Origin of the sequence: Streptosporangium becharense (genome assembly GCF_014204985.1) — a bacterium.
Taxonomy (GTDB): Bacteria; Actinomycetota; Actinomycetes; order Streptosporangiales; family Streptosporangiaceae; genus Streptosporangium; species Streptosporangium becharense.
The window spans coordinates 4,161,547-4,182,299 of sequence record NZ_JACHMP010000001.1; the positions used below are offsets into that span (position 1 = coordinate 4,161,547).

The window sequence follows — 20,753 nt, forward strand, 5'->3', positions numbered from 1 at the left end:
GCGCGACCCTGACGTCAGCCAGGGGCGGCGGGCCCCTGCCTCCCTTCGGTCAGCTCGTGCCCGGTTCCGGGACCCCCGGGCGGGCCTTGCACCGATGGTAAGGCTCCACCCGCCGCCTCCGAGGGGGAGGTCGCGTTCGAGAGGAGACCGCCTCCGGGGGGGAGGCCGGGTCCAGGCCGGGCGGCCGGGGCCGGGACGCGGCGCTCAGGAGGCGGGGCGGTCAGGGGGCAGGGGTCAGGGGGCGGGGCGGCCGAGCCGGGGAGACCCGTTCAGGCCGGGGAGCCGGAGTCCGGGAAGGCGGCGGCGGTGGCGGCGCGGTGGCGGGCGGCCTTGGCGACGTAGTTGTCCGGGGTCCGGGCGAAGGAGGCGCGGTCGTCGTCCGTGAGCTCGCGCACGATCCTGCCGGGGACCCCGGCGACGAGCACCCCGGCCGGGATCCTCTTGCCGGGCGGTACCAGGGCTCCCGCCGCGACCAGGGAACCGGCGCCGATCCGGGCCCCGCCGAGCACGATCGCGCCGATGCCGACGAGCGCGCCGGTCTCCACGTGGGCCCCGTGCACCATGGCCTTGTGCCCCAGACTCGCCCTGGGCTCCAGGATCGCGGGCTGGCCGGGGTCGGCGTGCAGGCAGCACAGGTCCTGGACGTTGCACTCCTCACCGACCTCGATGATCTCGTCGTCGCCGCGGAGCACCGAGCCGTACCAGACGCTCGCGGCACGGCCCAGTCGTACCCTGCCGACGACCACCGCGCCGGGGGCGACGTAGGCGTCCGGGTGGATGCGAGGGATCGCGTCACCGTCCAGGGAGGCGACGTACGGCGTGGCGTTCATGGGAACGATGTTACGGGGAGTGAGCTTGTCCGGTATTTCGGCAAGTAGGTCGGGCGTTCCGGTTGCACTGTCGGGCAGTAGGCAGGAAAGTCGTCTCCTGACGTCTCCTTTCCCGCCACCCGACCTCCACAGGCAGTGCAATGACAAACCAGTACGATAGCTTTCCCAACCTGATGCACGACGACTCCTTCGAGGTCGTCATGCGTGGCTACAGCCGTCGTCAGGTTCACGACTACATGGACCGCACCCGCCACCAGATCCGTGATCTGGAGGAGAGGCTCGCCCGCGCGATCGACCAGATCGAGCAGAGCCGCATGGAGTTGGCCGAGGCGCGCCGGAGGCTCTCCGACGCCCCGCAAGACTACGACGAGCTCGGCCAGCGGCTCAGCCAGATCCTGAAGCTGGGCGAGGAGGAGGCCGCCGCCAAGCGGCAGGTCGCCGAGGCCGAGGCCACCAAGCTCCGCGACGACGCCGCCCAGGAGGCCGAGCGCCTGGTCACCTCCGCGCGGGAGCGTGCCGAGAGCATCCTGAACGCCGCGCAGCAGGAGGCCGAGCGCCGGATCACCGAGGCGACCTCCGCCGCCGAGCAGCTGCTCTCCCAGGCCGGCAACGACGCCGAGGAGACGCTCAACGCGGCGCGTGCCGAGGCCGACGAGACGTTGCGCGGCGCCCGCACCGAAGCCGACCGCATGGTCACCTCCGCGAGGAGCGAAGCCGAGCGGACGGTCGCGGACGCCCGCGCCGAGGCCGACGCGACGCTGAACGGCGCCCACACCGAGGCGCAGGCCACCGTCACCGCGGCCAACGCCGAGGCGCGCGCCACGCTGTCCGCCGCCCAGCAGCGCGCCGCGGTCCTGGACGAGACGACGGGCCGCCGGGTCGCGTACCTCACCGACACCCACCACGAGGTCATGCGCCGCCTGCAGGAGATGGGTGCCGTGCTCGGCGACCTGCTGCACCGCGAGAGCGTCGCGGGGCCGCTGGTCGACGAGACCGCGGTGCTGCCTCCGGCCCGGGTCCAGCCCGCCCTGGCCGCCCCCGCGCCGGGTCCGGGTGAGCCCCCCGCCGTTCCGGCCCACGCGTCCGTGCGGGACGCCTCCCCGGACGTGGACGGTTCCGTCGAGCTCGTCACCGTCGAACCGGACCCCGACCGGCCCGCCGAGGCAGGACGGGACGCCGACTCCGACGACGCCTCGCCGGACATCGACTCCGTCCGCGTGATCGTGGACGACGACGCCGACTCCGCGGCCGGTGAGCGTGGCGAGACGCGCGACGCCGGGGGCCGTCCGTCGGCGGCCAGGCGCGAGGACGGGAAGTACACCGCCCGCCGCAGGTGAGGGCGGAACACCGGGCAGCACGGTGAGCATGCCGGGGACGCGGCGAGGCTCCCTCCGATCGGAGGCGTGGGGGAGCTCAGGCCGATGCGCGGGCGAGGCGGAAGCCCCCGCCCCCCGATAGGGTCGGGGGCTTCCGCGATTGGGGGCCCGGCGCCGGGGCCGCATGCGATCTGCCGACCCCGGTACCGGGCGGTCCTGTCAGGTCGCCGCGCCGCCGCCGCACGGGCCGCCCCGAGGGGTGCCCGTGCGGCCCGTGCCCGCGGGAGGCGGGACGGCGGAGCGGTCCTGCTGGTCACGTAGCTGCTCACGCAGCCCTTCGGGATCGTCCGCGTCGACGGTCATCGCGCAGCCGAGGTCCCGCTGGGCGGAGGTCAGCGGGTGGTGGCGGGTGGCCCACCACCTGCCCGCGTCGCTCCGCCAGATCGTCCAGGCGGGAAACTCCCGGGCGATCTCTGCGAGATGTCGGTCGAGAGACATCTGTGCACCTTCCCCGCGCCCAGGCCTGCCGTGACGTTCCACCTCTGACGGTGAAGCACTTCTCTAGAGAAATCAATGATCGCGGGGGACAGGTCAACCTACCGGTTGACAGGGTGCCTTGATCTATGCATCGAAGTCGTACTGGAGTACGTAGGAGGCGGCGTCGAGGATCATCTCGTTGACCTCGACGGGGACACCGGCGGAGGTGTACGCGGTCCTGGCGATCACGATGACCGGGGTGCCCGCCGGCAGGTCGAGCTGGACGGTCTCGTGGGGATGGGGCATGCGAGCGCGGATCTCCTCCGTGAAGTGCGCCGGAGCGTGGCCCAGCTCTGCCAGGCGCGCGTAGACGCCCCCGGGCCCGGTGTCCCGCCGCGTGACCGCGGTGTCCTCCACCAGGTGGGCCGGGAAGTGGGAGACGGACAGCTGCACCGATCGCCCGTCCACCGAGTAGCGGCGTCTGCGGACCCACACGTCGGAGCCGCCCAGCACCCGGGCGACGACGTCGTCGGCGGTCTCCCGATCGATCTCGATCTCGTCGACCGTGTAGCGGCGGTCTCCGGTGTCGGAGTCCCAGATCGCCTGGCCGCCTCCCCACCGCTCCCGGGAGAGCCGGCCGGCACCGTGCCGCCTGATGGGCCGGAACAGCCGGACGTACACCCCCGACCCGCGCTTTGGTACGGCCAGTCCTTCGTTGATGAGCACCGACAAGGCCTGCCTGGCGGTCGCACGCGCTATGCCGTGCTGTGCCATCAGGGCGTTCTCGCCCGGGAGCCGGTCCCCGTCTTGGAGATCACCGGACAGGATCGCTGCGCGAAGCCTGTCGGCGATGCGCCGATAGATCGGGGATTCGGGAGGTACCGGGGACTGCTGCACGTTCGATCACCCTCTGTCACCAACCGGGTTTGGCGTCTACAGAGAACTTGCCCCGCCTTGTCCCCGCTCGCACGGATACAGGGGTGGGTATCGTGCTTCTTTTGGGAGAACCGTGCCCGTGTGGCGATCTTAAGATGTTTTTCCGGTCCGTTACCGAGAAATGGTTTCGCCCGCTATCCGGGAGGCCCACCATCGGCGCGTGACGGTCGAGGCCAGGACGGCACCGGCCGTGTTGACGATCACATCGTCGACGGAGCTCACCCGGCCCAGATCCAGGACGTACTGCAGGAGCTCCACCGCGCAGGAGGCGGTCGCCGCCGCGCCTGCCATGGCGGCGGGCGAGGCGAACCGCGCCGACCGTACCGGCAGGGCCGCGCCGGCCGCGGCGAAAACCAGCAGATTACCCCCCACCTGTACGAACGCCGTCGGGACGCCTGCCTCCAGAACGGCCGTCAGGTCGGTGAAGGGAACGAGGCTCACCCCTGAGACGCCCACCCCGGGGGTGAGGATCATCCAGATCCAGGGGACGGTCCCGGCCACGGCGACCACGTCGGCCAGGGCCGTCCGGACGGGGAGGGGGTGGCCCGCCCGGGTGCGCCGGGCGGCCAGCAACCATACCGCGAGAGCCGCCGGCGGGACTCCCAGGAAGGCCGCCACCACGATGTCACCCCATAAGTGCCACGTCTGACTCATCAGGCAATGATGCAGGGAGCAAGAGCCTTCACGGCCACCGCAGCGGTACGGGAAGGTGCCTTTCGGGCAAGGGCGTCGCCCGGATGCCCCGCGCCGGGTCCAGGAGCGTGGTGGGAGGACACGGCGGGCTGCCGGGTCGGGTCGGGGGCGGCGCGGGGCCGGAGGACGCCGCGGGCCACGGCGTCAGGTTCGCGGGACCGCCGGGACATGACGGCCGAGGAACTCCACCGCGCGTTCCCAGGCGACCCGCGCGGCCTCGGGGTGGTGGAATCGCGGGGCCTCGTTGAGGAAGGCGTGCCCGGCCTCCTCGGCGACGTGCGTCTCGACGTTCGGCCACCGCGCCGCGGCGGCCTCCACCCCGGCGACCCGCTCACGCGGGATGTACGGGTCCGAACCGCCGAAGACGAGCAGCAGCGGGCAGGTGATCTTCTCCAGCATGCCCGTGGCGTCCGGGACGGCGGAACCATAGAACGAGACGACCGCGTCCACCTCGACCGTGGCGGCCAGGAGATAGGCGATCGAGCCGCCCAGGCAGAAACCGACCGCCGCCGACCCGCCGTGGGCCTCGGGCAGCCCGCCGAGGTACGCCAGGGCGACCGCGGCGTCGGCCACCCCCTGCGGGACGTCGAACCTGGAGGAGAGCTCCAGCGAGGCCGTCACACCGGCCTCGTCGTGGTCCGCCACCCAGTTGGGCCGCAGCCGCCAGAAGAGGTCCGGTGCCCCGACGACGTACCCGAGCGCGGCCAGGTCCTCGGCGACCTTCCTGATGTACGGCCCGACCCCGAAGATCTCCTGGACCAGCAGCACCGCCGGGCCCCGGCCGCTCTCCGGCAGCCACAGATGCAGGTCGAACGTGCCGTCGGCGACGGTGATCTTCTCGGTGCGGGCTTCCACGTGCTCCTCCGGTGAAACTGACGGGGCGGCGATCGGTGGAACGCATACCCGCCGATCGCGGGTGGATGCGGCGGCGTGTCCCGTCTCCGGACCGCGGGCCGGTGTGAGGCGACGTCTCCCCGGGAGACGGGCCGGTGTGAGGCGACGCGTCTTCGGACCGCGGGCTGATTCTCCCCCGGTGTGTGGTCGCCCGCACCGGTGACGCATGATTGGGAGGGTTGCCAGCCACCAACTCGGAGATGATTCGTGACCATCACCCGTGCCGAGTGCGTCGCTCTCGACGCCAGTGACCCCCTCAAACACCTCAGGGACGAGTTCAGCCTGCCCGACGGGACGATCTATCTGGTCGGCAATTCCCTCGGCGCCCCGCCGAAAGCCGCCGTGGCGGCGGTCACCCGGACGGTGGAGGAGGAGTGGGGCGGCCGGCTGGTCGGCGGGTGGAACGCCTCCGGCTGGTACGACCTGCCCCTGACCACCGGCGACCGGATCGCCCCGCTCATCGGCGTGGGTCCCGGCCAGGTGGCGGTGGGCGAGAGCACCTCGATCGCGATCGTCAAGGCCGTCACCGCCGCGCTGAGCCTGCGTCCGGGACGACGTGTGATCGTTTCCGACCGGGCCAACTTCCCGACCGACCACTACATGGTCCAGGGGCTGGTCAAGGCGCTGGACGGCTACGAGATTCGTGATATCGCCGGGCTCGGCGACCTCGCGGGCGTGCTCGCGGACGACGTCGCGTGCGTGCTGATGTCGGAGGTGGACTACCGCACCGGCGCGCGTCACGACACGGCCGAGGTGACCGCGGCGGTCCAGGCCGCGGGAGCGTTGATGATCTGGGACCTGTGCCACAGCGCCGGGGCCTTCCAGGTCGACATGTCGGTCGCCGACTTCGCGATCGGCTGCACCTACAAGTACCTCAACGCCGGGCCGGGGTCTCCGGCCTACATCTACGTGCACCCGCGTCACCAGGCCGGGGCGGAGCACATGCTGACCGGCTGGCACGGCCACGCGGAGCCGTTCGCGTTCGAGCCGGGTTTCCGCCCGGCCGAGGGGATCCGGCGTTTCACCGTGAGCACTCCGCACGTGCTCTCCTACGCCCCGCTCAACGCCTCGCTCGACATCTGGGAGCGGGTCGACCTGGCCGAGCTGCGGGCCAAGAGCGTGGCGTTGACCTCGCTCTTCATCGAGCTGGTCGAGGAGTTCTGCGCGCCGTACGACCTCGCGCTCCTGTCGCCCCGCGACCCGGAGCGCCGGGGCAGCCAGGTCAGCTTCCGCCATCCCGACGGTTACCCCGTCATGCGTGCTCTGATCGACCGCGGCGTCCACGGTGACTTCCGCGCACCCGACGTGCTCAGGTTCGGTTTCGCGCCGCTCTACATCCGCCACGTGGACGTCTACGACGCGGCCGTGGCCCTCGCCGAGGTGCTGCGTGAGGAACACTGGCGCGACGAGCGTTACCGGCGGCGCCTGGCCGTCACCTGACCCCGGCGTTCCGCCTCGGAACCGGTGCGTCCGCGGCCCGGGGCGTTCGGGCAGCCCGGCCGGGGACGCACCGGAGATTCCGTCTCCGGTGCGCGCCGTGCTCCTTCGGCGGCAAGGCGCCGCCGAAGGAGCACACGGGCGAAAGACCGTCACGCGCCGGATCACATGGCGGTCACCGATGCGGGTGTCGTCAGGTGGGACACCTGCCCGAGGGCGTCAGCGCGGGCTCAGCCGGCGTCCCTTGTACATCGGGTGCTTGGTCTCCCAGTACCGCCAGCCCTCCACTCGCGCGGGGATGTTGGCGATTCCGGTGGCGACCGGGCGTACGGTGCAGTTGCGGACCTGCCGCCAGGCGGTGAAGCCCACCCGGTACCCGAAGACGCGGTACCACAGGTTGCCGTACATGCCCTTGCTGATCTCCCGGGTGTAGTCGTGCCCGGCCTCGACGACGAACTCCTCGGCGAGCAGAGGGTTCACGTTGTTGGCCAGCGAGCGGACCAGGGTCGCCCGGTCGATGTTCGGCCGCTCGATCGAGGATCCCTTGATCCGCTCGATCTCGATCTCGGCGTAGACGCGGTGCTGCCGCCTGACCGTCGCCGTCATCGTGCCGCCGGGGCCGTCGATGAAGCGGGTGCGCGGAAGGTAGAAGTTCCTCGGGTGGAAGTCACGGAACCGGAAGAACTCCCTCGGCAGGCACTTCCTGTCGGCCTCCTCGGCGATCAGGGACCGGTCGTGGTGGTCGTCGTGGTCGTCGTGGTTTGACGTCGTGGACGAGATGGAGGTGCTCGACGTGGACGAGCCGTCGTCGTCCGGCGGCGGAGTGTTGTTCAGGGAGACGGCGGCGGACGGAGACGTGGCGAGGGCCAGGGAGAGAGAGCCGGCCATGGTCAACGCCGCCAGCCCCTTCATCGGCCCGCGTCCCTTGGGCCGGTGGCGTGCCGCTCCGGCGTTCATCGGAGGATTGGACGTGGACATAGAGACACCGTTCCTTTCGAGGCGCGGCCTGTGGCCGCGGTCGATCCGCTGGCCTGGATACGGCCCATGCATATACGTTGAGCGACTCAGCGTGATGGGGAAAATACTCACAGTCGCTACCGATCGACCTGTGTCGCCACGCCGACACGGAGTCCACTAAATAAGGAAAGCGCAGGTGAAGGCGTGTCTATGCTGATTGGTCGTCGGCCCGCCGGTCACGCTTCCGGCAGGCCGTGACGCCGGGGCCGATCCCGCTTTCCGCGTCTCTTCTCCAGCCTTCCGCGCCTGCTTTCCGGGGCGTTCTCCGGGCCCGCTTCCCGCGTCCGTTCTCCCGGATCCGCCGTGCCGGATGTCATCCGCGGCGGCGTCCGATGTCATCCGCTGGAGTGACGCCAGGCCGTGTCCGGCTGGTCAGAATTCGGTGCCATGGACAAGACGCTGCAGGAGGCGGAACTGCGGGCGGGCTGGGGGCTGGTCGTCGTCAGGGGCACGTCGTTCCTGGCGGCGGTGGCCGTCCTCTGGCTGCTCCTCGGTGTCGTGGTCGCCGTCGACATCCCCTCGTGGGTGGAGTTCGTGGTGGGCGGGGTCCTCTTCGTCACGCTGATGTTCGGTCCCGTCTTCGCGATGATGAAGATCTCCGAGGACGTCCCCTGGGCACTCTGGGCGCTGCTGCCGTTCCTCGTGGCGTTGGGGGGTACGGCCATCGCCCTGCCGGGTGACCACTACCTGCGCACGTTCGGCGAGCAGGTGACGGCGACCGTGGTGGATCGGGAGTGGGTGGAGGGCCGCAAGCGCAGGGACGACCACTACCGGTACGTCCTGCACGACCCGGACGGACGGCCGCTGGTGGACGACCACACGACCTCCGGCGACCCGTTGGAGGTCGGAGAGACGGTCGAGATGCTGGTGGACCCCCTCGGAGTGGTCGAACCGCGCCCGCCCGCGAGTCAGGGCGTCATGGAGACGGCCACCTGGATCAGCGGGGGCTGGATCGCGCTGATGACGGTCGTCCTCAGCGTGATGGGCGAGCGGCGGCGCCGGAGAATGCGTCCCAAGAGGCCGGGGGGCTCCGGCCGATCCGATGACTCGGACTACTCCGATGACTCGGACGATTCCGGCTGGTCGAGCGACTCGGACGGTGGATCGGGCGACTCGGGCGACTCGGGCGGCGGGTCGAGCGACTCGGGTGGCGGATCGGGCGACTGATCAGACGGCCGCGCCGCGCCAGCCGGTCAGCACCCGGTCGACACCCGGGCGGATCCGGTCCCGGGCCTCGGCGCGGGGCACCCCCGACATCAGCAGCCGGTCGTAGTCGGTGTCGAGGTGGCGCACGGAGGCGATCACGGCCAGCGTGATCGCGTTCTCGTCGAACACCTTCGCGGCGGCGGTCCGGCCGACCCGGCCGCTGCCGCGCTGCGCGGCGTGCGCGGAGATCTCCGCGGCCCGCTCGGGCGGGCAGCCGGGGAACAGCCGGACGATCTCCTCGGCCATGGCGGCCTGAAACTCCAGGTCCTCGCCGGCCCGCCGGACCCGGTCGCGCTCCCTGCGGCGCAGCCGGACCTCCTCATCGGCCAGGCACTGCTCCTCGGCCCGTGCCAGCGCGGCCTCCTCCACGAGGATGCCCAGCCGCTCATAGCGCTTACGCCGGCGGTTGAACCGGACCACCACGGCGGCCAGCCCGCTCTCCTTCTTGGCCCGCCTGCTGAGCGCGGCGTCGCCCGCGGGCAGCAGGACCAGGTGGTCCAGATCCGCACAGGTCAGGCAGTAGGACCCGGCGCTTTCCATGATCAGGTACGGCCCGGTGCCGGCGCAGCCCGCGCACTCCCAGGGTTTCTCCGGTTCCACCACCGTCAGATCGGGGGCCTTGCTCTGCCGCTCGGCGAGCTGCCGCCGCCTGGCCTCGCTCATGTCCGGTGAGATCCAGTGGACCCGGAAGGCGCTGTCGTCGCCGTCCGCCACGAAGCGCAGCTCGCCGCGGTCGCGGGCACCGGAGACGTACGGCGTCGGGCTGGGCGTGAGCCCCCGCGCCAGTGCCCAGCGGCGCAGGGCGGCCACCGCCTCCGTCATCCTGGCCCCGTCGACGGCCGCGAGCTGCTCCAGCGTCGTCGCCCGGCCCTGCCGCCAGGTGTCGACGTGCTGCGCGTGCAACCAGCGGAGCCCGGTCAGCACGTCGATGGCGGTGACGTACTTGCGCTGCGCGAGCGCGGCCTCGGCGGCCTCGGCGATCCGGCGTTCGAGTTTGCTCACCGGACAAGCTTGCCGCATCCGGCCGGCCCCGAAGCCCGGGTCGTCCTCCGCTCTCTGGAGTGCCCGGGTGATTTACCCGGGCACTCCAGAGAGCGGAGGACATACTCCCCCGGTGGCGGCCCCGGCTCCGCCGAAGGTCATCCGTTCCTCGAGGTGAACCGCCTAGCATGCGAGCGAGATCGGTGATTCTTGGGGGAAACGTCAGATGACCAGGCAGAACTGCGCGGACGCGTCCGGCTACGTGTTCGACAACGACGGTGACCACTCGGCCGACCAGCACCGTTACCTGGCCGAGCTCCTCGACCCGTTGACGTTCGGGCGCCTCGCGCAGACCGGCGTCACCGCGGGCTGGAGCTGCCTGGAGGTCGGGGCGGGCGGCGGCAGCGTAGCCCTGTGGCTGGCAGGGCAGGTGGCGCCGGCCGGGCGGGTGCTGGCCACCGACATCAAACCGGGGCTGATCCCGTCCCGTCCGGGCCTGACCGTGGCCCGTCACGACGTGGTGCACGACCCGCTGCCGGCGGGGGAGTTCGACCTGGTCCACGCCCGGCTGGTGCTGAGCCACCTGCCCGGCCGGCGCCGTGTCCTGGAGCGCCTGCGCACCGCGCTACGGCCGGGCGGGTGGCTCCAGATCGACGAGATCGACGTCACCCGCTGGATGGCTCCGCCCGGCTCACCCTCCACGAGCGTGTACGGCGTCTACACCGCGGCCATGGCCCGGGTGCTGGGTGCCGCGGGCGCCGACCCGACCTGGGGCGGCGCCGCCGCCGGGGACATCGCCGAGGCCGGATTCACCGACGTCGACCCGGTGTGCTGGACCGAGACGTGGGAACACGGCTCCGCCGGGATCGGCCTGCTGGTCAGCAACAGCCACCACCTGGAGGACCGCCTGCTGGAGGCGGGTATGACCGTCGGCCAGCTCCACGAGGTCCGCGAGGTCATGACGGACCCCGGTTTCACCGCTCCTTCCTTCGCGATCCACTCGATCCTCGCCCGCAGGCCGGCGGAGGGCTGAAAGGCCTGGAAACCGGTACGGTTCCGTGCCCCGGGCGAGGTGGCAGGCGGCGTGCCCGGGGTAGAGGCCGGTGCATGACGGTCACGGACTTCACCGGGCGGATCGCCGGGGCGTGGGAGCGGGCGTGCCACCGCCACGGCTGGCTGAACCACCTGGGGCGTGCCGTCACACGTTACGACGAGGTGGACGCGGGACGACTGTCGGCCGCGCTCACCTACTACTCGTTCTTCGCGGTCTTCGCGCTGGGTCTGCTGGGTTTCGCCATCATCGGGCAGTTCCTCCACGTCCCCGAGGTGCTGATCACGGTGCAGGCGTACCTGACCGAGAACTTCCCCCGGTTGGACGTGCAGGCGCTGCAGGACGCCAGCGGGGCCGCGGGGGCGATCGCGTTCGTCGGTCTGCCGATCACCGGCCTGTTCTGGATGGACACCCTGCGCTCGGCGATCAGGGCGATCTGGCGGATCGAGGAGTATCCGGGCCGTTTCCTGGTGCGCCAGCTCATCGACCTGGGGGTGATGGCCGGGCTGGGGTTGCTGCTGTCCGCCTCGCTGGCGGTGGCCTTCGCCGCCGAGACGGTGCTGAACTGGCTGCTCCTGCACACCGTGGGCGTCGACGACGCGGTGTCGCGGTGGCTGCTGTCGGCCGCCGCGTTCATGCTCGGGCTGGGGGTCAACACCCTGCTGGCGGTCGCGCTGCTGAGCGGGCCGCCGCGGCTGCGTCTGCCGCCGCGCCGGGTGCTGGGGCCCGCGCTGGTCATCACAGTCGGCCTGGAGATCCTCAAGAGCGTCGGTCAGGTCTACCTGGAGATGACCACCGGCAATCCGGCCTACCAGGTGGTCGCGGGTGCGGTCGGGATGCTCCTCTTCCTCAAGATCCTCAACCAGCTGATCCTCTTCGGCGCCGCCCTCACCGCCACGGGCACCGGGGACGGCATCGTCGACCTGGCGGCCTCCCGTCCTCGCGTCATGTGACGATCTGTGCAACATTGATATCCAATTTTCGCTTCGGTGGCTTGAAGCGCGATCTGCCCGATGGGCATAGTGTGTCGAATCACCTCGCCTCAGTCGCGGTGCGGATCGTGGAACTCACCCGTGTCCGCGGCTGCCGGCGACGAGCAGGAACCCGCGGATTGGACAGGATGCATGAGTTCTCCCCCGCCGATCCGCTCCAAGATCCTCAGGATTCTCGCCCTCCCCCTGGTGTCGCTGATCGCCCTGTGGGGTTTCGTCGCCTACTCGTCCCTCTCCCAGGTCGCCGGCATCTCCCAGACCCAGAGCCGCTGGCAGGTGATCGGGGAGCCGATCCGGCAACTGATCGACGAGATCCAGCGGGAACGCCAGCTCTCCGCCGAGGCGGCCGGCGGTACGGCCGAGAACAAGGCGCTCTCCGACCAGCGGCGGGTCACCAACGGCAAGGTGGACCTGGTGCGTCAGGCGATCGCGTCCGCCGAGGGCTACGAGCCCGGTAACGCGCCGACCGACGTGCGGGCCCTGGAGACCGCGATGGACGATCTCATCCGGCTGCGCGCCTCGGCCGACAGCGGCGTGATCACCCCGCTCCAGGTGATCGACGCCTACAACGCGTTCATCACGGTCGCCAACCGGCAGTTCGGCGACTCGGAGGCGCTCGTCGACGTCTCCTCCTTCCGGGTCGTCCGCGGCATGGGGTCCTACAGCAACACCGCCGAGTACATCGGCAGGGAGCACGCCGTGCTCACCGTCGTGCTGGAGCAGGACAAGATGACGCCGGCCGAGCACGCCGCCTTCGTCGCGGCGATGACCAGCCGGCGCAACCACCTGGCCGCCGCCGAGCGGGACATGGGCCCCGACCTGCGCGCGCACTACCGGGAGTTGCTCGGCGACGAGGCGTACCGGCGGTTCCAGGCCGCCGAGGACAAGATCTTCGCATGGGACCTCACCGGGAAGCCACCGGTGGAGGCCGCCGCGTGGAAGGCCGACGCCGAACGCGTCCTGGACACCGTCGACCGGCAGGTGCGGCAGGAACTGCTCCGCGCCGGGGCCAGGGGCGACGAGATCAAGGCCGACGCGTTCCTGCGGGTCGCGCTGGTCGTGGGGCTGGGCCTGCTCGCGGTGATCGTCTCCATCACGGTCTCCTACCGGTTCGGCCGGTCCATGATCAATGAGCTGAGGCGGCTCCAGACCTCGGCCGCCGAACTGGCCGAGGAGCGGTTGCCGCGGCTGGTCCAGCGGCTGCGCAGGGGCGACGACGTGGATCCCGCGGCCGAGGCCCCCGAGCTGGACCCCGCCGACACCGCCGAGGTCGACCGGGTCGTGCACGCCTTCTCCGCCGTGCGGCGTACCGCGGTGGAGGCCGCGGTCGGTCAGGCGACGCTCCGCCGGGGCGTCGGCCAGGTCTTCCTCAACCTGGCCCGGCGTAACCAGGCCCTGCTCCACCGCCAGCTCACGCTGCTGGACGCGATGGAACGCCGGGTCGAGGAACCGGACATCCTCGAGGACCTGTTCAAGATCGACCACCTGACCACCCGCATGCGGCGGCACGCCGAGAACCTCATCATCCTCTCCGACGCGGCCCCCGCCCGCCGGTGGCGCGACCCGGTGCCCGTCTTCGACGTGGTGCGCAGCGCCGTGCTGGAGGTCGAGGACTACACCCGCCTGACGGTGCTTCCCATGCCCCAGGCCCCTCTCCTGGTGGGTGCCGCGGTCACCGACGTGATCCACCTGATCGCCGAACTGGCGGAGAACGCGACCGTCTTCTCACCGCCGAACACCGGGGTGCACATCCGGGGCATGACGGCGGCCAACGGGTTCGCGCTGGAGATCGAGGACCGCGGCCTCGGACTGAACGAGGCCACACTCGACGAGCTGAACGCCAAGCTCGCCGAGCCGCCGGAGTTCGACCTGGCCGACAGCGACCGGCTCGGTCTGTTCGTGGTGGCCCGGCTCGCCGCCCGGCACGGGATCAAGGTCGTGCTGCGGCCGTCGCCCTACGACGGGACCACCGCGATCGTCATGCTCCCGCCCGCCCTGCTCGCCGCTCCGGAGTCACCGGTGACGGTGGCCGGACCGTCCCGGGACGTCCCGGTCACCACTCCCCGCCCGCGCAGGCCGGTCCGGGCGTTGAGCGCGGCGCCGACGCCGCGCCGGTCCGGCCCGGAGTCCCGGGACCGCCTGGTGGCCGCCGCCCCGGACGCCTCGGAGCGCGTGACTTCGGAGCGCTCCATCCCGGAGCTTCCCGCCCGGGAGCGACCCGCGCCGGTCGGCGCCGCGTCACCGGACCGCGGCGCCGCCCCGGGCCGGGTCCCCGGCCCGGAACACGGCGGCCGGTTCGAGACCCGCCCCGGGCGTGCGGACCCTCCGTCCCCCGGACCCGTCCGCCCCGCCGCACAGGTCGCCGACGACGACCTCGACGGGCTCCCGGTGCGGGTACGCCAGGCCAGCCTCGCCCCCCAGCTACGCCGGGCGCCCGCCCGGGAACAGCGAGACGTCTCCGTCCGATCCCCGGAGGAGCTCTTCACCCTCATGTCGTCCATGCAGCAGGGCTGGCAGCGGGGACGCGGCCAGGCCGGGCAGGACCAGGACGTGCGGAACGGAAAGGAGGGCCACACCGATGGCCGACCCGAGATCTGAACTGAGCTGGCTGCTCGACGACCTGACGCAGCGCGTCCCCGGAGTCCGGCACGCCATCGTGCTGTCGGCCGACGGGCTGGCCATGGGCGGCTCCCGCGAGCTGACCCGGGAGGACGCCGAGCACCTGTCGGCCATCTCCGCCGGCAGCCACAGCCTCGCGCTGGGGGCGGGACGCCACTTCGGCCTCGGCGGGGTGCGGCAGACCATCATCGAGATGGAGGGCGGCTTCCTGTTCGTCACCGCGGCCGGGCAGGGTGCCCGGCTGGCCGTGCTGGCCGCCGCCGACGCCGAACTGGGCATGGTCACCTACGAGATGGCGTTGATGGTCAAGCGCGTCGGCGAACACCTGTCCGCGCAGCCGAGGAGTGCCGCCCCGGCACCCGCCTGGAACGGTGCCCGGCCGTGATCGGCGACGATCCCGGGCCGCTGGTCAGGCTCTTCGGGCTGACCGGCGGCCGCGCACGCCCACCCGGGGAGAGCTTCGACCTGGTGGCCATCGTGACGACCGTCGACATACCGTCCGAGCCGCTCGGGCTGATGCCCGAGCATCTCGAACTGCTGTCGCTGTGCCGCCGCCCCACCCCGGTGGCGGACGCGGCGTCGCACCTGAGGCTGCCGCTCAACATCACCCGGGTGCTCCTTGGCGACCTGCGGCGTGAGGGGCTGGTCACCATCGACCGGCCCCGGCCCGCGGCGCAGACGATCGACGAACGCATCTACAGGGAAGTGCTGCATGGAATACGCGGCCTCTGAGCCGGGCCGGACCGCGGTCACCGCGCCGCCGATGGCCATCAAGATCCTCGTCGCCGGTGGTTTCGGGGTGGGCAAGACCACCCTGGTGGGTTCGATCAGCGAGATCAGGCCGCTGCACACCGAGGAGCTGCTCAGCGAGCGCAGCGTCGGCGTGGACGACCTGGCGGGTGTGGAATCCAAGATCACCACTACCGTGGCGCTGGACTTCGGCCGGATCACCATCCGGGACGGGCTCTGGCTCTACCTGTTCGGCACCCCGGGCCAGGACCGGTTCTGGTTCATGTGGGACGAGCTCTCGCTCGGCGCGCTGGGTGCGGTCGTGCTGGCCGACACCCGGCGCCTGCAGGATTGCTTCCCCGCGGTGGACTACTTCGAGCAGCGCGAGCTGCCCTTCGTGGTGGCGGTCAACTGCTTCGACGGCGCCCGGCGGCACGACCCGGTGAAGGTGCGCAAGGCGCTGGGTCTGGAGGGCGTCGCCCCGATCGTCCTGTGTGACGCGCGCAGGCGGGAGTCGGTCAAGGAGGTGTTGACCACGCTGGTCACCTACGCGGTGGGTGACGCTTTCCAGGACGCCCACGCGGGGGCCTGACGGCCGCGGCCACCCACGTCCGGGCGGTCCGGGCCGTCGGCGGGCCGGCTGCGGTCACCACAGCCGGGCCGGTCGCGGTCACCACAGCCGGGCCGGTCGCGGTCACCACAGCCGGGCCGGTCGCGGTCACCACAGCCGGGCCGGTCGCGGTCACCACAGCCGGGCCGGTCGCGGTCACCACAGCCGGGCCGGTCGCGGTCACCACAGCCGGGCCGGTCGCGGTCACCGGCGAGACGGTCGCGGTCACCGGCGAGACGGTCGCGTCCACCGCCGGGAGAGTCCGGTCACCGCCGGTCGCGGTCGTCACCGGGACCGCCGTGCTCACCGCCGGGCCTCCTGTCGCGCTCGCCGAGCAGGCGCGCGGTCTCCTCGGACACCTCGGTGGCGAGGACGGCGGACACGACGTCGATCAGGTGGCTGGTGAAGAGCCGGTCGTCCTTGCCCTCCGGCCCGGCGGCGCGCCGGGCGAGCTCCACGTACGTCACCCGGATGGCCATGAAGCGCTGGTGCAGCCGGCGCACGGCGACCTCGGGGAGCAGCGGGGCGACGAGTTCGCGCCACCGGTTGATGCTCTGGCCGGGGTCGTCCTGCCCGGAACGCAGCGCGACCGGGTCGCCGCGCTGGACGAGCTGCTCCATGATCCGCAGGTAGGGGCGGCCCCCGTCGGGATCGGCCAGTTTCGCGGCCATCGGCCGTACCAGCGCGGCGGCGAGAGCGCGCCGGGCCTCGGCCTCGGGCAGTCCGCCGCGTGATTCGTACTCGTCGAGCAGTTGGTGGCGGCGGGCCTCGATCTCGGGGTGGTGCTTGGCGAGCACCGCGGACAGCAGCCCCGCGCGGTCACCGAAGTGGTACTGCAACGCGGTCGCGTTGCGCTGACCGGCGGCGGCGTTGATCTCGCGCAGCGACACGCCGTCGATGCCCCGCTCGGCGAACAGCCGCTCGGCCGCGGCCACCAGCAGCTTCCCCGTGGTCTCCGGTCTGGGGGGCATGGGCGTTCTCCTGGCTCTTGCTGGTGGATGTACCACTCGCTAGGGTAATAATGCAGTTGCTTGAAATCATCAAGCGTTCGCATCAAGGGTGGCGGGACACGGCAAAGGATAGAAGCCGCCCGCGCCCGACGGCTCTCTCGACCTGGTAGACCGCCCCCGCAGACCACCGGTAAGGGAAGAACCCATGGCCATCGACTTCACCCTCGCCCCCGAGCACGAGGAGATCCGCCGGCGCGTGCGGACCTTCATCCAGGAGACCGTCACCCCGGCCGTCAAGGACTTCGACGACGAGGAGAAGGTCACCAGCCGCGACGAGTATCTCCGCGTCATCTTCGGCCTCCGCGAGAAGGCCCGAGCCGAGGGGCTCTGGCTGCCGCACATGCCGAAGGAGTGGGGCGGCATGGGCCTCGGCCACGTCGAGCTGGCCATGGTCCAGTCGGAGGCCGCCAAGACCCGCCTCGGGCCGTGGATCCTCAACTGCGCGGCGCCGGACGAGGGCAACATGCACACGCTGCTCCACTGGGGCACCGCCGAGCAGAAGGAGAAGTATCTGCGGCCGCTGCTCGACGGCCGGATGATGTCGTGCTTCGCGATGACGGAGCCGGAGGTGGCCGGTTCCGACCCCACCCTCATCCGTACGCACGCCGTCAGGGACGGCGACGAGTGGGTCGTCAACGGCCACAAGTGGTTCATCTCCAACGCCCGCCGCGCGAGCTTCGCCATCCTCATCGCCAGGACCGAGCCCGACGTCCCCGAGGGGTCGCGCGGGGCCAACACCGCGTTCATCGTCGACCTTCCCCAGCAGGGGTGGCGCGACGTCCGCGAGATCGAGACGATGCACGGCTCCACCGGTCACAGTGAGATCGTCATCACCGACCTGCGGGTGCACGACGACCAGATTCTCGGCGGCCGGGGCAACGGCCACCGGCTCGGCCAGTACCGCCTGGGCCCGGCCCGGCTGGCGCACTGCATGCGCTGGATCTCGCAGGCCGAGACGGCGCTCGACATGATGGTCGACCGGGCGCTCAACCGCTACAGCCACGGATCCCTGCTGGCCGAGAAACAGGGGATCCAGTGGATGATCGCCGACTCGGCCATGGAGCTCTACCAGTGCAAGCTCATGGTCCTGCACGCCGCATCGAAGATCGACAAGGGGGAGGACTTCCGTACCGAGGTCTCGATGGCCAAGCACTTCGTGGCCAACAGCCTCAACCGGATCGTCGACCGGGCGGTCCAGGTGCACGGGGCGCTCGGCTACTCCACCGACACCCCGCTGGCCAAGATGCTCCAGCACGCCCGCTGGGCCCGCTTCGCCGACGGCGCCGACGAGATCCACCAGATGCGCATCGCCGAGCGCACGATCGCCGCGTACCGGAGCACCGGCTCCACCGCCGCGGCCACGGGCGGGCTGCCGCTGTGAGCGCGCAGGCGGGTGCCCCGGGGCAGGGCGGGACGGGCGCTGCGACCGGGGGGTTCGCCGGCGGCGGCGGACTGCTCGGCGGGATGGTGGCACAGGGCCCGGCGGAGACGTTCAACGTGGTCCGCGGCGACCGGCTGGAGGGCAGGGTCGCCCTGGTCACCGGCGGGAGCAACGGCATCGGAGCCGGAGTGGCCCGGCGGCTGGCCGAGCGCGGTGCCGGGATCGTCCTCGCCGACATCGACGACGACGCGGGCAAGGCGCTCGCCGACGAGCTCGACGCGACGTTCGTCCACTGCGACGTCTCCCGCCTGGAGGACAACGAGGCGGCCGTGGCCACCGCGGTCGAGCGGTACGGCAGGCTCGACCTGGCCTTCCTCAACGCGGGCATCGCCTCCGGCTGCGGCCTGGGCGAGGACTTCGACCTGCGCCGTTACCGGCTGGCGATGGGCGTCAACCTCGACGGTGTCGTCTTCGGCGTGCACGCGGCGATCCCGGCGCTGCTGGCGACCGGCGGCGGAACGATCGTGGCGACCGCCAGCATGGCCGGCATCGTCGGGATCCCGTCCGACCCCATCTACGCCGCCAACAAGCACGCGGTGGTCGGGCTGGTCCGCTCGCTCGGTGAGGACCTCCAGGCGCGGGGGATCAGGGTGCAGGGGCTGTGCCCATCGTTCGCCGACACCGCGATCCTGGGGGAGGGCAAGGAGCTGCTGGAGCAGATCGGCTTCCCGATCCTCGACGTCCGGACCGTCGTCGACGCGTTCTTCCGGTTGCTCGACAGCGACGGCACCGGCGAGTGCTGGTTCGTGATCCCGGGCCGTGAGATCGAGCCCTTCGCCTTCCGGCGGGCCCCGGGGCCGCGCGGGTGAGACGCCCCGCGCGGGTCAGACGCCCGGACGGGGGAGAAGTCCCGGCGGGTGGCCGGTGGGTGGGACGCCCCGGACGGGTGGGCGGTGTCACGGCGCGAGACGTCGGACGGCGGACCCGGCGGGCGGACGTCAGGCGGCGGGCCCGCCGCAGGGACGCCGCCGGGCCGCCGGGCCGCGGGGTCTTCGGCCGGGGCGGACGGCGGGCCGGGCCACCGTCCGCCCTACCTCACCGGTCGCCCGGGTCGCCGGTGTCCAGCACCGTGATGGCGCCCGAGGGGCACAGCCGCCCGGCCTGGCGGACGGCGGCGTGCAGTCCGGGCGGCGGCGTCCCGTCGAGGAGGACGACGGTGCCGTCATCCTCGTCCTGGTCGAACACCGCGGGTGCGGTGAGCGCGCACATGCCCGCTCCGATGCACACCGAGGCGTCCACGGTGACCTTCATCGTTCCTCCTACCAGCTGATCGGCAGCGCCCGTACGCCGTAGATGGACATGGTGTCACGCATGGGCACCTCCGCCGCGGGCACGGCGAGCCGCAGCCCCGGGAACCGGTCGAACAGCATCGGGAGGGCGATGCGCATCTCGACGCGGGCGAGCTGCTGCCCGAGGCACTGGTGCACCCCGTGCCCGAAGGTCACGTGCCCGGTGGCATCCCTGGTGACGTCCAGCCGTTCGGGGTCGGTGAAGCGCGCGGGGTCGCGGTTGGCGGCCGGGACGGAGACCGTCACCACGTCACCGGCCCTGATGAGCCGTCCCTCCAGCTCGACGTCCGCAAGGGCCGCCCGCACCGGGCCGATGTGGATGATGCTCAGGTAGCGCAGCAGTTCCTCGACCGCGTTGTCGGCCAGCGCGGGGTCCGCGCGCAGCGCGGCGAGCTGTTCGGGGTTCTGGAGCAGGGCGAACGTGCCGAGCCCGAGCATGTTCGCGGTCGTCTCGTGCCCGGCGGCGAGCAGCAGGAACCCGATGTTCGCCAGTTCCTCATCGGTCAGCTCGCCGCTCTCGACCAGCCCGCCGAGCAGGTCGTCGGCGGGCTCGGCCCGCTTGCGGGCGATGAGCTCGGTGAAGAAGACGCCGACGCGGGCGATCGCCGCGTGGAGGTCGTCGGCGGTGGCCTCCAGGTTGACCAGCACCGCCGTGGCCCGCTGGAACTCCTCCCGGTCTGCGTAGGGGACGCCCAGCAGTTCGCAGATCACCAGGGAGGGGATGGGCAGGGCGAACTCCCGCACCAGGTCCTGCGGCGGACCGGCCTTCTCCATCGCGGCCAGGCACTCTGCGGTGATCTCCCGGACCCTCGGTTCGAGCTGCCTCATCCGCCGCACCGTGAACTGGGCGGTGAGCAGCCTGCGGTAACGGGTGTGGTCGGGCGGGTCCATCCGGATGAACATGCCGGGCTCGGCCGGGCGGCGCATCTCCTGCGCCAGGGGGGAGGGGACCGGGACGCTCAGCAACTCGCGCCGGGCGCTGAAGCGGGGGTCGGCGAGCACTGACCGCACGGCCGCGTAGCCGGTCACCAGCCAGCCCGTCCGGCCGTCCGGGTAGACCATCGGCGTGACGGGACACTCCTCGCGCAGCGCGCCGAGGGAGGCGGGCGGGTCGAAGGGCCCGGGACGGCCGGAAGGGAAGGTGATCGCCTCCGGGTGGGACTCTGCCATCTCATGCTCCTATGCATCGAGGCGCTTCGTCTCCACTCAGAAAACTACATTAAAT

21 protein-coding genes are annotated in these 20,753 nt (G+C 71.7%); 11 read left to right on the forward strand and 10 right to left on the reverse strand.

Features of this window, described 5'->3' with window-relative positions:
* Positions 1–269: 269 nt before the first annotated feature.
* Complete coding sequence (locus tag F4562_RS18335) at positions 270–830, reverse strand: gamma carbonic anhydrase family protein (protein WP_184543100.1); 561 nt, start codon at positions 828–830, stop codon at positions 270–272.
* Between the two features lie 173 nt (positions 831–1,003).
* Here F4562_RS18335 and F4562_RS18340 point away from each other — a divergent pair, with 173 nt between their 5' ends.
* A complete protein-coding gene (locus F4562_RS18340) occupies positions 1,004–2,167 on the forward strand; it encodes a DivIVA domain-containing protein (protein WP_246473468.1) in 1,164 nt (387 codons plus the stop codon).
* A 198-nt stretch (positions 2,168–2,365) separates the two neighbouring features.
* On the opposite strand, the gene F4562_RS18345 is transcribed toward F4562_RS18340, so the two are convergent.
* The 4 genes from F4562_RS18345 to F4562_RS18360 all read right to left on the reverse strand — a co-directional run bounded on the left by F4562_RS18345 (position 2,366) and on the right by F4562_RS18360 (position 5,107).
* Positions 2,366–2,644, reverse strand: coding sequence for a hypothetical protein (locus F4562_RS18345; protein WP_246473469.1), 279 nt, complete (start codon positions 2,642–2,644; stop codon positions 2,366–2,368).
* A gap of 123 nt (positions 2,645–2,767) precedes the next feature.
* Positions 2,768–3,520, reverse strand: a complete 753-nt coding sequence (locus F4562_RS18350) for a GntR family transcriptional regulator (protein WP_184543096.1) — start codon at positions 3,518–3,520, stop codon at positions 2,768–2,770.
* A gap of 150 nt (positions 3,521–3,670) precedes the next feature.
* Positions 3,671–4,213: a VanZ family protein gene (locus tag F4562_RS18355; RefSeq protein WP_184543094.1), complete on the reverse strand. Its 543-nt coding sequence runs from the start codon at positions 4,211–4,213 to the stop codon at positions 3,671–3,673.
* 183 nt (positions 4,214–4,396) lie between these two features.
* Positions 4,397–5,107, reverse strand: coding sequence for a dienelactone hydrolase family protein (locus F4562_RS18360; protein ID WP_311734057.1), 711 nt, complete (start codon positions 5,105–5,107; stop codon positions 4,397–4,399).
* A 246-nt stretch (positions 5,108–5,353) separates the two neighbouring features.
* On the opposite strand from F4562_RS18360, the gene kynU reads away from it, so the two are divergent.
* Positions 5,354–6,586, forward strand: a complete 1,233-nt coding sequence (gene kynU / locus F4562_RS18365; protein ID WP_184543090.1) for a kynureninase — start codon at positions 5,354–5,356, stop codon at positions 6,584–6,586.
* Between the two features lie 216 nt (positions 6,587–6,802).
* Here the strand turns inward: kynU and F4562_RS18370 are convergent, their stop codons facing one another.
* Positions 6,803–7,540: a hypothetical protein gene (locus F4562_RS18370; protein ID WP_184543088.1), complete on the reverse strand. Its 738-nt coding sequence runs from the start codon at positions 7,538–7,540 to the stop codon at positions 6,803–6,805.
* Between the two features lie 447 nt (positions 7,541–7,987).
* Here F4562_RS18370 and F4562_RS18375 point away from each other — a divergent pair, with 447 nt between their 5' ends.
* Positions 7,988–8,767 (forward strand): hypothetical protein, encoded by a 780-nt coding sequence (locus F4562_RS18375; RefSeq protein ID WP_184543086.1) that lies wholly within the window; start codon positions 7,988–7,990, stop codon positions 8,765–8,767.
* Here the strand turns inward: F4562_RS18375 and F4562_RS18380 are convergent, their stop codons facing one another.
* Positions 8,768–9,808, reverse strand: a complete 1,041-nt coding sequence (locus F4562_RS18380) for a DUF2293 domain-containing protein (protein WP_311734056.1) — start codon at positions 9,806–9,808, stop codon at positions 8,768–8,770.
* A 205-nt stretch (positions 9,809–10,013) separates the two neighbouring features.
* On the opposite strand from F4562_RS18380, the gene F4562_RS18385 reads away from it, so the two are divergent.
* From F4562_RS18385 to F4562_RS18410, 6 genes are all read left to right on the forward strand, one after another.
* Entirely contained in the window at positions 10,014–10,820 is an 807-nt protein-coding gene (locus F4562_RS18385) for a class I SAM-dependent methyltransferase (protein WP_184543082.1), read from the forward strand.
* A gap of 74 nt (positions 10,821–10,894) precedes the next feature.
* Positions 10,895–11,791 (forward strand): YihY/virulence factor BrkB family protein, encoded by an 897-nt coding sequence (locus F4562_RS18390; RefSeq protein ID WP_184543080.1) that lies wholly within the window; start codon positions 10,895–10,897, stop codon positions 11,789–11,791.
* 171 nt (positions 11,792–11,962) lie between these two features.
* Positions 11,963–14,428 (forward strand): sensor histidine kinase, encoded by a 2,466-nt coding sequence (locus F4562_RS18395; RefSeq protein ID WP_184543078.1) that lies wholly within the window; start codon positions 11,963–11,965, stop codon positions 14,426–14,428.
* On the forward strand, positions 14,409–14,834 hold the full coding sequence (locus F4562_RS18400; protein WP_184543076.1) for a roadblock/LC7 domain-containing protein: 426 nt from the start codon (positions 14,409–14,411) through the stop codon (positions 14,832–14,834). The genes F4562_RS18395 and F4562_RS18400 overlap by 20 nt, the downstream gene beginning before the upstream one ends.
* Entirely contained in the window at positions 14,831–15,181 is a 351-nt protein-coding gene (locus F4562_RS18405; protein ID WP_221207263.1) for a DUF742 domain-containing protein, read from the forward strand. Before F4562_RS18400 ends, F4562_RS18405 begins: the two co-directional genes overlap by 4 nt.
* Complete coding sequence (locus F4562_RS18410; RefSeq protein ID WP_184543073.1) at positions 15,162–15,770, forward strand: GTP-binding protein; 609 nt, start codon at positions 15,162–15,164, stop codon at positions 15,768–15,770. Before F4562_RS18405 ends, F4562_RS18410 begins: the two co-directional genes overlap by 20 nt.
* 284 nt (positions 15,771–16,054) lie before the next feature.
* Here F4562_RS18410 and F4562_RS18420 read toward each other — a convergent pair whose 3' ends face one another.
* Entirely contained in the window at positions 16,055–16,759 is a 705-nt protein-coding gene (locus F4562_RS18420) for a TetR/AcrR family transcriptional regulator (protein ID WP_184543071.1), read from the reverse strand.
* Between the two features lie 184 nt (positions 16,760–16,943).
* On the opposite strand from F4562_RS18420, the gene F4562_RS18425 reads away from it, so the two are divergent.
* Both F4562_RS18425 and F4562_RS18430 read left to right on the forward strand, forming a co-directional pair.
* Positions 16,944–18,179 (forward strand): acyl-CoA dehydrogenase family protein, encoded by a 1,236-nt coding sequence (locus F4562_RS18425; RefSeq protein ID WP_184543069.1) that lies wholly within the window; start codon positions 16,944–16,946, stop codon positions 18,177–18,179.
* A complete protein-coding gene (locus F4562_RS18430; protein ID WP_311734055.1) occupies positions 18,176–19,048 on the forward strand; it encodes an SDR family NAD(P)-dependent oxidoreductase in 873 nt (290 codons plus the stop codon). Before F4562_RS18425 ends, F4562_RS18430 begins: the two co-directional genes overlap by 4 nt.
* Before the next feature lie 226 nt (positions 19,049–19,274).
* On the opposite strand, the gene F4562_RS18435 is transcribed toward F4562_RS18430, so the two are convergent.
* The gene (locus F4562_RS18435; RefSeq protein WP_184543067.1) at positions 19,275–19,490 is read right to left on the reverse strand and encodes a ferredoxin; all 216 of its coding nucleotides are present in this window, start codon (positions 19,488–19,490) and stop codon (positions 19,275–19,277) included.
* An 8-nt stretch (positions 19,491–19,498) separates the two neighbouring features.
* Positions 19,499–20,698 (reverse strand): cytochrome P450, encoded by a 1,200-nt coding sequence (locus F4562_RS18440; RefSeq protein WP_184543065.1) that lies wholly within the window; start codon positions 20,696–20,698, stop codon positions 19,499–19,501.
* Positions 20,699–20,753: the final 55 nt, after the last annotated feature.